General features: G+C 42.1%; 14 protein-coding genes. 7 read left to right on the top strand and 7 right to left on the bottom strand.

What is annotated here, in order from left to right:
* Positions 1-107 precede the first annotated feature (107 nt).
* Positions 108-1,031, bottom strand: coding sequence for a manganese-dependent inorganic pyrophosphatase (locus AAEZ00_RS14295; RefSeq protein ID WP_101033969.1), 924 nt, complete (start codon positions 1,029-1,031; stop codon positions 108-110).
* A gap of 361 nt (positions 1,032-1,392) precedes the next feature.
* Positions 1,393-1,854: a NanQ anomerase/TabA/YiaL family protein gene (locus AAEZ00_RS14290; protein ID WP_124012565.1), complete on the bottom strand. Its 462-nt coding sequence runs from the start codon at positions 1,852-1,854 to the stop codon at positions 1,393-1,395.
* Positions 1,855-2,489: 635 nt separating this feature from the next.
* Here AAEZ00_RS14290 and AAEZ00_RS14285 point away from each other — a divergent pair.
* Positions 2,490-3,068 (top strand): LON peptidase substrate-binding domain-containing protein, encoded by a 579-nt coding sequence (locus AAEZ00_RS14285; RefSeq protein ID WP_101033971.1) that lies wholly within the window; start codon positions 2,490-2,492, stop codon positions 3,066-3,068.
* A 114-nt stretch (positions 3,069-3,182) separates the two neighbouring features.
* Positions 3,183-4,163, top strand: a complete 981-nt coding sequence (locus AAEZ00_RS14280) for a pseudouridine synthase (protein WP_124012564.1) — start codon at positions 3,183-3,185, stop codon at positions 4,161-4,163.
* Between the two features lie 84 nt (positions 4,164-4,247).
* Here the strand turns inward: AAEZ00_RS14280 and AAEZ00_RS14275 are convergent, their stop codons facing one another.
* The 5 genes from AAEZ00_RS14275 to metJ form a co-directional block, all read right to left on the bottom strand.
* Entirely contained in the window at positions 4,248-5,642 is a 1,395-nt protein-coding gene (locus tag AAEZ00_RS14275; RefSeq protein ID WP_124012563.1) for a tetrathionate reductase family octaheme c-type cytochrome, read from the bottom strand.
* A 56-nt stretch (positions 5,643-5,698) separates the two neighbouring features.
* Positions 5,699-7,411, bottom strand: coding sequence for a DUF3373 domain-containing protein (locus tag AAEZ00_RS14270; protein ID WP_124012562.1), 1,713 nt, complete (start codon positions 7,409-7,411; stop codon positions 5,699-5,701).
* 150 nt (positions 7,412-7,561) lie between these two features.
* A complete protein-coding gene (locus tag AAEZ00_RS14265) occupies positions 7,562-7,891 on the bottom strand; it encodes a c-type cytochrome (protein WP_124012561.1) in 330 nt (109 codons plus the stop codon).
* A 317-nt stretch (positions 7,892-8,208) separates the two neighbouring features.
* Positions 8,209-8,955: a sulfite exporter TauE/SafE family protein gene (locus tag AAEZ00_RS14260; protein ID WP_124012560.1), complete on the bottom strand. Its 747-nt coding sequence runs from the start codon at positions 8,953-8,955 to the stop codon at positions 8,209-8,211.
* Between the two features lie 75 nt (positions 8,956-9,030).
* On the bottom strand, positions 9,031-9,345 hold the full coding sequence (gene metJ, locus AAEZ00_RS14255; RefSeq protein ID WP_101033977.1) for a met regulon transcriptional regulator MetJ: 315 nt from the start codon (positions 9,343-9,345) through the stop codon (positions 9,031-9,033).
* A 209-nt stretch (positions 9,346-9,554) separates the two neighbouring features.
* On the opposite strand from metJ, the gene metB reads away from it, so the two are divergent.
* The 5 genes from metB to AAEZ00_RS14230 all read left to right on the top strand — a co-directional run.
* On the top strand, positions 9,555-10,724 hold the full coding sequence (metB, locus tag AAEZ00_RS14250; RefSeq protein WP_124012559.1) for a cystathionine gamma-synthase: 1,170 nt from the start codon (positions 9,555-9,557) through the stop codon (positions 10,722-10,724).
* A 152-nt stretch (positions 10,725-10,876) separates the two neighbouring features.
* Positions 10,877-13,270, top strand: coding sequence for a bifunctional aspartate kinase/homoserine dehydrogenase II (locus tag AAEZ00_RS14245; protein ID WP_351088883.1), 2,394 nt, complete (start codon positions 10,877-10,879; stop codon positions 13,268-13,270).
* Positions 13,271-13,808: 538 nt separating this feature from the next.
* Positions 13,809-14,396 (top strand): 3'-5' exonuclease, encoded by a 588-nt coding sequence (locus AAEZ00_RS14240; protein ID WP_124012557.1) that lies wholly within the window; start codon positions 13,809-13,811, stop codon positions 14,394-14,396.
* Positions 14,397-14,785: 389 nt separating this feature from the next.
* On the top strand, positions 14,786-15,271 hold the full coding sequence (locus AAEZ00_RS14235; protein WP_101033981.1) for a VOC family protein: 486 nt from the start codon (positions 14,786-14,788) through the stop codon (positions 15,269-15,271).
* 123 nt (positions 15,272-15,394) lie between these two features.
* On the top strand, positions 15,395-15,856 hold a 462-nt coding region (locus tag AAEZ00_RS14230; protein ID WP_351088881.1), incomplete at its 3' end, for a transposase domain-containing protein.

The following is a 15,856-nucleotide window of genomic DNA, read 5'->3' as shown; positions in this document are numbered from 1 at the left end:
TGTGACGTCAGTTCGCATAATGCATCATGTTGTTTGCCTCGTTTTAGACATAAAAAAAGCTGAATCAAGGATCCAGCTTTTTCTTTATGAAGCGTTTTGACAAAGACTTACTTTGAAAAAATATCTTGCAGTGCGGGTACTACTTGTTTCTTACGGCTTAATACGCCGTCTAACCACACTTTACCATCGACGGTAGGCTTACCGTAAGCGCGCTCAGTTAAGTCTGCTAAGTCAGAAATTACCAACATTTCTGAGCCTTCTTTCATGATATCGGTTAGCAGTAATAATACGCTGTGACGATTACCTTCGGCTTTCAGTTTAACGATATCCGCGGCTAAATCCGCTTTGATTGAGTCAAATACAGATAAGTCGATCACTTCTAACTGACCAATACCGACCAAGTTACCGTTCATGTTAAAGTCTTTAAAATCACGCATAACTAAGTCGCGCGCCGGCGTGCCTTCAACCGCTGATTTGACTTTAAACATGTCCATGCCGAGTGCTTTAAAGTCTTCAATACCGGCGATTTTAGCTAAGGCTTCAACACAACGAATGTCTGCGGTGGTGCAGGTGGGTGATTTAAAAATGACCGTGTCACTTAAAATGGCGCACATCATAATACCAGCGATGTTGGCAGGGATTTCTACTTGGTAAAAATCGTACATCATTTTAATCACTGTGTTACTGCAACCCACGGGGCGGATCCAACACTCTAGCGGAGTCGAAGTGGTTAGGTCGCCTAATTTATGGTGATCAACAATCCCCACAATAGTCGCTTGAGCGATATCATCTGGTGCTTGAGTAACTTCTGAATGGTCAACAATATAGACTTCTTCGCCAGCATAACTGGTTTTATATTCTGGCGCTTCAAAACCAAATTTCTCTAGAATAAATGCGGTTTCTGGTGATAACTCGCCTAAACGGGCCGCAATGGCCGGTTCATCGATTTGGTTTTTTAAATATGCTAATGCGATAGCACCACAAATTGAATCTGAATCAGGGATCTTGTGACCCACTACATACATTGCCATTGAAACACTCTCCTATAAAGTTGTGATGATTTTAACAAGGATTAATCTTCATCGCATTAAAAAACAACACTTGATTGATTCAACTTACCAGATCAAGCTTATCGTTGATGATATGAGCTATCAATGGCTCAAAAAAAAGCCCCAAGCGGAGAGTCTCGGGGCCTTTCTATCTTACCAAGGGTAAATGCACATTCGTCATTAGCTCAGGTATGACACATTTGTCTCTAGCTCATATATGACAGGGATGTTGAGAGATATGGTGTGCATGGATTAACTTTAGCAGACTTTGGTTAGATAGCGATATTTTGCCATAATATCCATAGTTGGACTGAGCTGAGGCTATCTTGCTCTCGCTATTTTGTTATAGCCGAACTTTAATCACCACTTTACGGACTTTTTGTGGTGTTGCACTGGTGCCTGGCATATGTATGTCGCCGGGGAAAAACAGCGCGAACATGCCCGCTTTTAGAGGAATAAATGCCGCGTCATCTTTGTTAGATTGATAATCGTATTCAGCATAGTCATGTTTGTCAAAATAGGGCTTAGAAGGCGTTTGATTGGCCAAGGGTAAATAACCAAATTCTTCTTCACCGCTGACCACATATTGCACATCAATGTATTGTTGATGAACTTCAAACGGCTCTATTTCTTTGGGTTTGGTTTCATAATCATTGACGATAACGAAAATATTTTTGCCTTCAAGCGGGTAGGTTCCCACTTCAAGCTGACTAAAGTCTGTGTCGGCGAGATGGGTTAACGCTATGGCTAATCTCGGGTTGAGCGGTGTATAAAGGTGACGATTGGCTAAAGTATCAACAATCATAAAAAATTCCGTAAAGTAAAAGCCACAAAAACATCATAGCGTGTTAGCGCTAAAGCATACTGTTTTACAAACACAACAGCATTAAAAATATAATAAGAATTGTAAATTACCTGCACGACAGAGCTGAGTTAATATCCTCATTTTATCCATACATGAGCCTTGATTGGTTTTATACATCCCTGTTATGGCGAAAAGCCTAAGCCAACCTCAGCGCGGCAATAAGGGGTGAGTAGACTCGACAAATTAGCTTGGGAGTGAGTCTTTCAAATCAAGCTTGCTCTATGCCTTGATAGCGGGGTGAATTCATGGGTTAACAGCCGTATTGTTTATTGGCTGCAATGTGCAATAAAGCCAGATATTGTTACCTTTGGCACCATAATGGATCGTATCGAGCGTTTATGGTGCCTTAGCATATTGGATGTTTTTTGTTCTTTTTTTGTTCTTTTTTTGTTCTTTTTTGAAATACAGTCGTATTGAACAAGGTCTATTGGAGTAGAGCGTAGCGAGTTTAGTGGTGATGTCGTTAGTTCGCATTATTTAACCCGCTTAAGTTGTTGAATTATTAACCACTGCTACACTTATTTTATTGATTCGACTTTGGTTCAGTAACGTCACCTATGGTGTTGGAGGCTGTTATGCAAACAAAAGAAGTGGCATTACTCATCCAAGATGCAGTGCTGTTGCCCGGTGGGCGACTTGAAATTCGAGTCGTGACACCTAGCGATTTATGTATGGTTGCAGATGTATTAAAAGGCCACTATGACCTAGCATTTGCGCCATTGAAAGTGAATAGCGAACTGCCTTGTTATATTGCGGCAACCCAATGCAATATTATTGACTTCAATCAGTTGGAGGATAGTTCGTTAAGCATTGTTATTGAAGGTTCACAACGTCTTAAAATCTTATCCGCCGCCAAAAAACGTGATGGTTGCTGGATTGCTCGTGCGCTACCTTGCGCTAATTGGTGCGATGAGCCCATCGCGGGTGAGTTTGAAATTATCAGCGCCGCACTTGAACAATTTTATCAAGTGAATCCGGATTTGCTTGAGTTGTACTCACAAGTACATTTAGAAGATGCCACTTGGGTTAGTCAACGTTGGTTAGAAGTTTTACCTATGTATAACCGGGATAAGTTGATTTTAGTTGAACAACCTAATTGCCATAAGACCATGGATTTTGTGCTGCAATTACTCAAGTCGCATGTGGATGTATAACGCTTATATTGTGTTATTTTCCTAGCGATAATTAAGATACAATCTAGATTCGGCCTGATAAGATAACACTAACATTTTGTCTTTTATCGTTATCTTTATATAGCCAAGTTATTTATGCCTAATTCATCAAATTATATCGCGGGTCACGTTCTGTCTTCTTGCCAAACATCAAGCGCTGCCATTGCTGCTCAGCCATCCTATATTGTGTTGCCACGTACTAATGAGTTAGCAGGCAAGCAATACCACACTGTGATTGATTTTTTGATCGATCATTTTAAACAAATTGATCCCAGTGTGTGGCAACAAAGGATCGAAGCAGGCAAAGTACATTGGCAGCATGGCGGGTTAATTGGTATTAATACTGCCTATCAAGCGACCCAAAGAGTGTATTACTATCGGGAAGTGGTGGCTGAAACTAAAGTGCCGTTTGTTGAGCAAGTGCTGTATCAAGACAGCAACACTATTATTGTCTATAAACCGCATTTTTTACCTGTGACCCCAGGCGGTAATTACGTTAACGAATGCTTGGTGCATCGATTACGTATCGCCACGCAAATTGACACTGTAGCACCCGCCCACCGGCTAGATAAAGATACAGCAGGGGTGATGTTAATGACGCTGGATCCGCAAACGCGGCATGCATATCACCAGTTGTTTTTAGATAACAAGATTACCAAAGATTATCAGGCCATCGCCAAGTTAACTCCACAGCTATTAGCACAGTTAGCCGATAATACTTGCACCTTGCCCATGCATTGGACCGTTAAAAATCGTATCGTTGCGGCTACCCCCAGCTTTACCATGCAGGTGGTTGAAGGTGAGGCTAACAGCCATTCTGAAATCAGTTTAGTGGCGGTAATGGGTGATTTAGGCTTGTTTACATTAAGCCCAATCACAGGTAAAACTCACCAATTACGAGTGCATATGCAGAGTTTAGGTATGCCGATTTTAAACGACCGCTTTTATCCGATATTACAGCCTAAAGGGCCTGATAATTTTGGCAAGCCGTTGCAACTATTAGCGAAACGGTTACGGTTCACCGATCCTATTAGTGGTATTGAACAAGACTTTGAGTGCCAAGGATTGGATTTTTAGCTGACTTTTTAGCTAATAAAAAACCGCCATCGTAAAAGTCGATGGCGGTTTTTTTGTTTCAGCTTATCGCATTTCTAGTCTGTTCTAGTCTGCTTTAGTGTGTTTAATACCTTTGCGGTTTTTCATTGGGTCGCCATCATAACCAAGGGCTTTCCAGTCTAAACGCTCGCCTTTGTTATGACAGTCATTACATTGTAATGCCTTGTCTTTTGGTGACACCATGTGGTTGACACGCCACCACATTACGGTTTCAACAAAACCATGATTACCACTGTACTTGAGTCCTTTCTCTATCATGGTTGGGTTAGCTTCCATTCCCAGTTTTGCGGCTAAGTCCCAATCAAATTCACTCCAGTAGCCACCTTCACCGTAAATTTTAGGCGTCAGTAAGATGTTGAGTTCAGTGTCATAAATTTGTTTGCCTGTATGCACTTTAAATGGGTAGATTTTGGCTTTAGGATCGTTAATATCACCTAATGGATAAGCTAATTTAAGCACTTTAGCTGGGTCCATTTTGTCGCCAGGCATGTAAGCATCGGCGTAGCCATTAAACCAAGCATATTGTGGTTTCACGTCTTTTTGCCAAATAAAGCTACCTTTCTTTTTCATATAGGTGTGCTTGCCGTATTGATCTGTCGTTACAGGAATATCTTGACCTGCGGTTGACCAATCCCAACGCATTTTGGTGGTTAGATTTTTAGCAAATGATGGAATATGACATGTCTGACACGCCACGGCTGCTGTATGAGTGTTCAGTCTTTTATTTTGATGTGGAGCTGCATCATGGCAGTTTTCACAACCAATATGATTTTCACCACCTGGCGATACTCCCATCGCATTACCGGTAATTTGATGATTTTCGGTGACATGACAAGTTTGGCATTGGAAATCGTTACCATCGGTGTCCATGTGCACATCGGTGGCTTTGTCTGGGTAAGACATGGAGGAGTCTAAATCGCCATGTTTAACACCATCACCGCCGCCGCCGTAAAAGTGGCAACTGCCGCAATTATCGCGCACTGGTGCACCCACATTTTGTGCTACGCGGGCTAAATTGACTCTTGCTAAGGCCTCGCCGGCACCAACAGGGTCTTTTATGTAAGTACCAGTCGTGTCGTGACAGACTAAGCAGTCCACTTTGCTCATGTCTTTAAAGTCGAATGTAGAATCTTTCCAACCATAACCCGCATGACAACTGGTGCAGCGCGGTTCATTACCCGCTATCGACACACAAAAATTGTTGATGCTGTTTTTCTTTCCTCTCTTAACGGTGCGACCAGGTAATTCTTGTTCCAATTCCCAAGTCCAATGTGAAGACTTCATAAACTCTTCAGCATGTTCTTTATGGCATGTTAAGCATTGTGTCGTCACTTCAGGGCCATTGGCAAAAGGCCCTTTCAGCGCCTCTTTATGGTCAAATGCAGCCTGCGCGCTACTGCTTAATAACAGTAATACAGCCAGTGCTGATAATAGTTTCATGATGTTTATCCTTACCCCTGAGCTTGTGCTCAGGGGGGCCAAGTTAGAGATTTAAGTTAGAAGTTAATCGTTAGTGAAGCATTAACGTCATAGGCGGTGTCGACCACTGGCAGCATGGAGTAAGCGTTACCGGCAATCACATCGTCAACTTTCAGAGGTGAACCTACTGGTGAGCCACTTCCGGTATATTCATAGTCGTAATACAAACCGGCTAACTTGATAAACATTTTTGGATTAATATCAAAGATATAATAGGCTTCGGCAACATGACCACGGGTGGCTAACTTACTGCCAATAGGGTCATCTTGAGCTTGGGTGAAGGGACTCCAGTATTTAGAACCGTAGTTATACTCCAAGCCGAATTTACCGTATGGTGCAGGTATTTGCATACCCACATAAATGCCATAGCCATCTTTGGTGTCACTATCAACCGTTTCTTTTGGTACCATAATAATTTCTGTACCCGTGCTGTTAAGTTCTGCTTCAAATACTGCATCGCTTAACATGCCACCGAACAAACCTGCATTACCGTTAGGTTCTGCACGAGTCCAACCGAGTGAAGCAAACACTTTCATGTCGTCATCGGATTCATAGGCATAACCTAATCCACCTAAATATATATCTCCAATTACACCACTAGGCTGTACTCGGGTGACGAAGTTAAAGTTGTCAAACTTTTGCATGTCTTGATACATGGTTGGGGCAAAGATACCCGCGAGTTGAGTTGGGAATGCCATGGTGCCTGTGAAGCCATCATTGACATCTTTAGCGCCGAATAAAGTGAACTGCAAGAAGTGGTTACCGTCGTTGATAACGTCGATATTAAAACCACCGAGGTGAGTGTCTTTGGTGATGATGTCACCAAACAATTCGCCATTGCCGTATTGCGACTCAAAGCCTTGACCATAGCAAAAACGCACGGTTTGGCCTTCAATGCCGGTGATATCACCCAGATTGTAACCTAAGGTTAGGCCATCGAAGTTGAAATTGACTAAGTGACCTGATGGCGTGCCGCCTCTGAGTTCATTTTCACGATAATGACTTGGTGGGCCGTACGTTGAGGGGCGACGTCCGATAGAAAGGTACGTGCCGCTACCGTTAATGTCTTTCCAGTTAAAATAGGCGCGTTCTACTTTTAATTCATCACCACTGGTGCTGCCGCTACTGGTGCCGTCCATGGTGAATGAGTTCCACGAGTCAAACACTTTAACCCCGCTAGAGTCTCCCCAGCTCTTAAACATGGTCAAGCGTCCGGCAAAGCTGACGTTATCCCATACTTTGGCATTAATGTTTAGGCGCAACCGCGTGGTATAAAATATATCGTTATCAATATCTTGTTGAGTTTTTTGACCTAACAGCATTGGCATAACGCCATTTAGCGCACCGCTTTGAAACGCGCTGGCTAAATCAGGGTTAGCCATCATCATTTGGCCTAATGGTGAAGTGGCACTATTAGGATCGCCAAATACTCCTGACATGGCTTTAGCGCCAAAGTCAGAAAAATTGACATTCATGGCTGGGTTCCAAGTGACATTTTGATAATGTAATGAATGTGCTTTGGTTCTAAAATCACCTGTGATTGCGACTCTATCTAAGGCAGTATGACGCTCGGTTTTGTCAACCCGCGAGCTTAAGTAGTCAAGATCATCGGTAACGCTAGCAAGCTGTTGTTTCAGGTCGGCAATTTTTTGTGAATCAGTGTCTGCCGCTAGACTTGCACTACTCATAAAAAGAGCGTTGGCAACTAATATTGAGATGAGAGTTCTCATGGTATTTCTCCCCGTTAATTGCCAAATGGTCAGTTCAATTTGGCAATTTTTTGGTGTAAGTTTCCCTGAGGCTAAGCCCCACTATTTTTTTCGGTTTGTTTATTGGCTGATATTTTCGCTTAGGACGAAAAGGTGCTCAGCATTGATGATTTAACCGCAGGTTGCTGGTTGGTCTGAATCAGCTGCGTGATCATACAAAAACTGTTGAATGTCTTTCAGGTCTTTTTCTGATAAGGCTTCAAAAATGGCGGGTTTAGCTTTGTGCATATCACGGGTAAAAAATCGATCCCACTGGCTCATGGTTTTTGTCATTGGAGTGAGTTCTACGCCTTCACTATTGACACTGTGGCACGCTTTACATTCTTTTTTGTACAGGTGTTTGCCTTTTTTAGGGTTACCACCATCGGCTGCCATTACTTGGCTACCGAGTGATAATGCAATGGCGATTGCGATACCAACTTTAACGTATGTGTTCATCATTTTATCCTCTATAGAGCTTTTTTATGGTTGAAGCATTAGCAACATGTGATCATTTCTTTGCTGTAAAGAATGTTACCTAAAAATAGGTATTGTTAATTTGAAGTAGATCATATTCATGAGAAAAATCTAATTGAAAAAAAGTTAATTGAAAGAAATCTAATGAACAACTGTGATGCAGATCTATTGTGCAGAGGATAAAATTTTGTTAGGTAACATGGTACTAGGTAGTGATAGATGTTCGGCCACATATAAGAATGTGTTGTTGTTTATGTCTGAATCGTATGCGATAAAAAAAAGGGGCTGTTAATAGGCAGAGATTAATTAGCAGAGATTAATGTGTTGACCGACATGATGACCAATATTGTTGCGCTAATGCTACATAATATTAATGTCGCCATACGGGTTTTTTCTTTATCGATGCGGCCAATTAATCGGCCAGCGACAAGGTAGCCCGCAATCACTGAAGGCAATAACAACAGTGATAACCATAAGTGCTTGAGCTCAACTAAGCCAACAACAGCTAGAATAGCTAGCGCAATTAATGAGCTAAAGACAAAGAAGGCTGATAATGCGGCTCGAAATTGACTGGCATCTTTGCCTGCAAGCAATATAGCCATTGGTGGACCTCCAATGGCAGCGATATTAGCAAATATGCCCGAAAATACCCCGGCGATAAATAAACTGCTGCGATTTATTGGTGCGGTAACGCGATAGGTACTCAGGATCACGGCAATAAACACAATAGCCGCAATAATTAAGCCTAATATGGGTTGGGGCGCAAACAATAATAATCCAGCACCTAAGAATCCCCCAGGAATACGGCCTAATAGCGCATATTGCAGACCATTAAACTGTAAGTGTCCGCGCTCTCGAAAAAGTGTCATGGCAGAGATAGCAAAACCCATGGCAATAATGGGCACTGGGACTAATTGAGGATTAACAATGTACAGCAGCGGGCTGGCAACAACGGCTAACCCAAAACCAATTAAGCTTTGGGTTAGTGCGCCAAAAAACACGATAACTGATGCCAGTATCAAGGTTGTTGGATCGATAAATGGCATCATAAATTCTCGTTAACAACATCACTGCTTCTTAAAAGGGCAGTTTAACAGTTTGTGAGGTAATCACTAACCAGTGAATTATTCGAGCTCTTCCCACTCGATCCCCATATCATCCATTAATTTTTTCGCTTCACTTGGAATGCTGTCAGGTTGATCTTTTGATAAATCAATATCATAAGGCAAAGGTTGACCTGTGTACGCATGCAAAAATGCTTCGCACAGCAGTTCACTGTTGGTTGCATGACGCAGATTGTTTATCTGGCGTCTGGTACGCTCATCTGTCAGTATTTTTAGTACTTTTAGAGGTATAGAAACTGTTATCTTTTTTACTTGTTCACTTTTTTTGCCGTGTTCGGCATATGGGCTGATATATTCGCCATTCCATTCAGTCATTAACTTACCCTTAACGATAAATACGGTGCAGATTTTAAACCGTTACACTCTCTAGTCAAATTATTGCGAATATTTAATCTCGATGCAAATAGATTTCTTGATGTTTAGACGTCTAAGCGTCTATTTTTGTTGACGGATGAAGATCTCTTCGGTAGATTTAGACGTCTAGACATCTCTTTGTGTGTTTGTGACATTTTTAGGAGTCAATTATGACTAAGCATCAAAGCGCCACATTGGCCGTTCGCCAGGGTATTGAAACAGACACACAGCATGGCGCCATAGTGCCCCCAATTTATTTATCAACCAATTATTCCTTCGATGGTCACAACAATCCGCGCGAGTTTGATTACAGCCGATCGGGTAATCCGACCCGCTGTATTTTAGGTGAAGCGCTGGCCAAACTTGAGCAAGGCGCTACAGGTGTAGTGACCTGTACTGGCATGGCCGCCATTACCTTAGTGACTAGCTTACTTGGTCCAGATGATTTATTAGTGGTGCCGCATGATTGTTATGGTGGTAGTTATCGCCTATTTACGCATTTGGCTAAAAAAGGTCAATTTAAGTTGTTGGTTGTTGATCAAACTGATGCACAAGCATTGAACCAAGCCATTGCCCAAAAACCGAAAATGGTCTGGTTAGAAACGCCATCGAATCCACTGCTGCGGGTGGTCGATATTAGTGCTATTAGCCGAGCCTGCCATGACGTCGGTGCGTTAGTGGCGGTAGATAACACCTTTTTATCGCCAATATTACAACAACCCTTGTTATTGGGTGCTGACATCGTTATTCACTCAACCACTAAATACATTAATGGTCACAGTGATGTGGTGGGTGGCGCTGTGGTGGCTAAAGATGCTGAAGTGGGTGAATTATTGCATTGGTGGTCAAATACGTTAGGGTTAACGGGATCTGCTTTTGACAGTTACTTAACCTTGCGTGGCTTGCGCACTTTAGCGGTGCGAATTCGTGAGCATCAGCGTAATGCGCAAAAAATTGTTGCGTTATTGAGTGCCAGTGCTGTGGTGTCCAAGGTGTATTATCCGGGATTAAAAGACCATCCTGGTCACGACATTGCGGCAAAACAACAACAAGGCTTTGGCGCGATGTTAAGCTTTGAGTTGTTCGGTGGTGAAGCTGAAGTGGAGGCATTTTTACAGGCATTATCCCTGTTTAGTATTGCGGAAAGTTTAGGCGGAGTGGAAAGCTTAGTCGCTGTTCCGGCCACGATGACCCACAGAGCTATGGACCCACAAGCAAGGAAAGAGGCTGGTATTAAAGAGACTTTATTGAGATTATCGGTTGGCATTGAAGATGCTGAGGACCTTGTGGCCGACATTAAAGCTGGCTTAGCTGCTGTTAACGCGATTAAATCAGCTTAATTTGGCTTAAATTAGCTTAATTCGAGTTTAAGTTAGCTGTGGTTTTGCCCAAATTAAGTAAAATAGTAAAAATATGCACTTGCAACACTATTCATTTCAAAATAGAAGTCTAGCAGTCGCAACACAAGTCGTAGTTGTTTAAGGAGTCAGTAATGGCGCGAAGTCATTTACACAAGTTTGGTGGTTCAAGTTTAGCGGATGCAGATTGCTATCGCCGTGTTGCACATATTCTTCTTACACATGGTCAAAGTGATGATTTAGTGGTGGTATCCGCCGCCGGAAAAACGACTAACTTTTTATACAAATTACTCAGCCTGCGTGACAGTAGTCAATTGTGGCAAGGGCAACTACAAATTCTGATTAGCTATCAACAAACGTTAATTGAACAATTATTATCCAATGAACAAGCGCGAGACTTGCGCGAACGTTTGTCTTCTGACCAATCTCAGTTAGTCAGTCTGTTATCCTTAGAGCAACGCAATGATTACCAATTTAATCAAGTGGTGAGTTTTGGTGAACGTTGGTCCGCGCGCCTGATGGCGGCTTTGTTACGAGAAATGGGGGTGGCAGCCAATCATGTTGATGCTTGCTCTATTCTTGTCGCTGAGGAAGGGGCTGTACCTAATATTTTAGTGCCGCAGTCGCGTCAGAAAGTTCAAGCCTTATTGGCGCAGCATCCACAACAACGTTTAGTTATTACCGGTTTTATATGTGCTAATCGTCAGGGTGATACCTTATTATTAGGCCGTAATGGTTCAGACTTTAGTGCGACCTTGATTGCCAGTTTAGCCGACATAGAAAGAGTGACAATTTGGACTGATGTTGAAGGGGTATTTAATGCTGACCCGAACAAAATTAATGACGCAAAATTACTAAAGAGTATGTCATTAGCGGAAGCGGATCGCTTAGCGCGATTAGGTTCGCCAGTATTGCATTCTCGTACCTTACAGCCATTGTTTAATACGGCAGTGAGTTTAGCTGTACGCTCTAGTTATGCCTCACACACAGATTTTACCTTAATTGCGCCACTGAGTTCATCAGCGAGCGCACCGGTAATCACCAACTTAAATGAAGTGCTGTTGTTTAGTTTTAAAATGAACTCAGATATTGAGCCATTACTGACGATTTTAGATAAAGCAGGCATCACGCCGTTAGCTTATTGGTCGTTGGCACAGCATAAGTTTGAACTCGCCCTTACTCTTGAAAGCCAGAAACAAGTGCAATCTTTGCTTACTCGGTACCGCAGTGAATTTGCGATTGAAGAATTGAGTACCCAAACTGATTTAGGCCTAGTGGCGTTAGTCAGTGCTGATGCTCACCACTTTAGACGCAGTTTTGCCCGACTACTGAGTCGTGATGCGAAACCTATTTATCAAGATGCGTTAAGTTTAGTGACCTTAGTGCCGCAAGCTCAAGTGAGTTTATTAACCCAGAAAATACATCGCCGTTGTGCCGGTCCAAGAATGCGCATTGGGGTGTTATTGCTTGGGGTGGGTAATATCGGTGAGGCGTGGATTGATTTATTTAAACGGGCTAGCCCAACATTAAATAGTGAACTTGAAGCCTCTGTTGAGTTAGTGGGTCTAGTGGGCTCGAAAAAAGCGTTAATCTCCAATGACGGTATTAACCTTGAACGGTGGCAACTCGATTATCAACAGCAAGGCATTGAATGGGATTATGACAAACTGTTTGAGCAGTTAGCACTATTATCATGCGATGAAATTGTTGCATTAGATATCAGTGCTAGTGCCGCCTTAACCTTACAATATCCACAGCTGTTTGCCCATGGTATCCATGTGGTGAGTGCCAATAAATTAGCCGGTTCTGGGCCATTGCCATTTTATCGTGAATTAAAGCAGCAATTAAGTAATCGTCGATTATTTTGGCGTTATAACGCCAGTTGTGGTGCAGGTTTACCTATTCAGCATGCGTTAAATGACTTACGCAATAGTGGCGACACTGTTGAGGCCGTTGGTGGTATCTTTTCTGGCACCTTGTGTTGGTTGTTTGAAAATTATGATGGCACTAAACCCTTTTCTGAATTAGTGCTTCAAGCTCGCAGTTTAGGGATTACCGAGCCGGATCCCCGTGATGACTTATCGGGCCGTGACATGCAACGGAAACTGCTTATTTTGGCCCGAGAAATAGGCTTGGCGGTAGAGTTAGACTACATTAGCCTTAGTTCTTTGGTGCCTAAAGCATTAGCTGAGTTGTCACTTGAGGATTTTTTGGATCGTATCAGCGAGTTAGATGATGATTTATTGCAACAATATGTAGCCGCTGCCGAGCAAAACAAGGTACTGCGTTATGTGGCTTCACTGGATAAGGTCGAAGGCAAACTACAAGCGGAAGTAGGCTTACAATGGGTTGATAGCAATCATCCTTACGCTAACTTAACCCCAGGTGATAATGTGTTTGTTATTCGCAGTGCATTTTATCAAGGTAACCCTTTGATTATCCGCGGTCCAGGGGCTGGGCGTGAGGTGACTGCAGCGGCGGTACAGTCGGATTTGGTGCATATTTGCAAAGACCTTTTGCAAGAGTAGGTTTGTTGAGGAAGACCATTGTTAATGGTCTTTTTTTGTCATTCTTTATGATTTAGCTTTGATGGCCTGCGGCCACTAACGTCGTGGCCCTTCGCCCTATCTTATTACAAAGAGTGAAAATGCTAACGCTTCTGATAGGCAAAATGCCTGAATGCCTTGAAGCACATGGTCAATGATGTTCCCGACATCATAATGACATTTCCAATATCCATATAGGTCAGATGTGCGAGAAAGGCCTGTCAGGCTCACGCATTCCTTTATAAAGAGTCTTCAACGGCCTCAATGTTATTGAGTCCTGCAACCTTTAGATAAAACACCTCAAAACCAGCCTTAAAAGCTCTAATCAGAACAAGCAATTAGCATAAATATTGTACAAAAAAATAACTACCTTAAAAAAGTGAATTCCTATAGCATCTTAGGTTAAGTAAAGCGTTACCTAATCATTTGGATGTGGCATCGGGCAAATCCAAGAAGCGATTTATGCCTTGCAAACAGCGCAATGGATGAATACTGACTCTGTGGAAAAGAAGGATACTCAATGGAAAGGCCAACAAAGGAGAAAATTCGAGATTTACCCATTTATGAAGGTATTAGTCTAGAGAATATAATCGTTGTCACAAACAAAGCAGACTCGATAAGTGCAATAGCGGAGTTGAGATCACACTCTTGTTTAGGGTTTGATACAGAGAGCAAACCTTGTTTTATAAAAGGTGAGGTAAGTGATGGACCTCATCTAATTCAGCTAGCCACAAAATCTAAAGTATTCTTATTTCCTACAAAATTTTATGAAAATTTTACTGCAATCTCAGAAATATTATCTGATCCAACAATAAGGAAGGTAGGTTTTGGATTGAAAGAAGATAAAAAAATTCTTTTTAGAAAATTTGGAATTAAATTAGTAAATACAGAAGAACTATCTTCAAAAGTGATGCGTTTTGCGCATGTGAAACAACGCGTTGGCGCTAGAGTTGCAGTTGCAATGTTTTTTAATCAACGGCTATCGAAGAGTGCACAACAATCAAATTGGTCAATATTTCCTCTACACGATCATCAGAAAAGATACGCAGCAAATGATGCACATACAGCACTATTAATAGAACTAGAAATAGAAAGACAGAGCCATTAATCTCCCTAAAGCATATGAGCCTCTCACCAATCAAGAGACAACATTAGCTTATTTGACCAAGTAAATATGCCTGCTGACAATTAGTTAGGTTCATCAAACTCCCTGCACTGCCTCTGCACTTACCAGCCATTTATAAAACCCGTTACTGCATTTCTACCTGATTGATCTCAAGCTTTATTGCTGTGCTGGACTTGTCTAATTGTCTCAGGCTGAGCCATTGCTTGATTAACTTCTATTTTTTCAACTAACCAAAAAATCATAAATTAAAATCATAAGTTAAAATTATTAATTTAATAATATTTGATAATTTTTATTTATGCCTCGTTCGCCGTAAGATTACTCCATCGAAACAAATGACGAATTAATAAATAGTTTTTTAGGAGTAAGTTATGAAAATGAATCACGTAGGTTTGATGGTTGGCGACATGGATAAAGCGGTTGAGTTTTACACTAAAGCGCTGGGTCTAAAAGTGGTAATGGGTAACACTAAGGTTCAAGAAGAACGTGAAACTGCGATTGGCAGAATGTGTGTGGCCGTTTTTGGTGAAGGCTTTAAAGGCTTTAACATTGCACACTTAGTCACGACTGACGGTATTGGTGTTGAGATGTTTGAAATGAAAGATCGTCAAGAACGTCATGAAGTTGATTTCACCCGTATTGGTATCTTCCACTTTTGTTTGCAAACAGATGACTTTGAAGGTGCAATTGCACGTACTGTGCAATATGGCGGTAAAGCACGTATGGATATCACGCGCTACCACCCAGAAGACGACAACAATCTAACCCAAATGGTGTACTTAGAAGACCCGTTTGGCAACTTGTTTGAACTTTACTCGCACACCTATGAAGAAACTTACTCCACTGATTACGAGTAATTTCTTAAGGTTATCCGCACTGCTTAAAAGCTACCTAAAGGGTCAATGCCGATCGTTTAAGAGCACTTGACCGATCCTGCAGATGAAAGATAATCCCTACCAGTATTCTGGTGGGGATTTTTTATGTTTGTGCAAGAGCTTGAGTTAGTTCATGAGTCTGTTGAAGAAAGCGGGTCTTACGGTTCTGTAATGGAGGCGATTGATTCAGATTGGATCGAACAATCACTCCTTTCAGCTAACAAGGCGAGTATCCGTAATCGCCGTCTGCCTGCCCAGCAGGCAGTCTGGCTAGTACTCTGGATGGGGTTAATTCGTAACCAGTCCATCAAAGAAGTCTGTAGCTCGATGGATATTGCACTTCAATCTGGAGACTCAACTTGGTCTCGCGTAGCGCCGAGTGTATTGACGGATTGCCGACGACGCTTAGGTGAAGCGCCTATGTCGTACTTATTTAAATCCACTGTCTCAGCTTGGCTTGAGCAAGCGTTGGGGGAGAATAACGCGCTAGGGCTTACCACCCTTGCCGTTGATGGAACCGTGTTTCGTTGCCAAGATTCTGAAGAAAATGCCAATGAGTTTGGTTTT

The sequence above is a fragment of the Shewanella sp. S1-49-MNA-CIBAN-0167 genome (assembly GCF_040310145.1).
GTDB classification, from domain to species: domain Bacteria; phylum Pseudomonadota; class Gammaproteobacteria; order Enterobacterales; family Shewanellaceae; genus Shewanella; species Shewanella psychromarinicola.
This window is presented reverse-complemented; position numbering and strand designations above follow the sequence as displayed.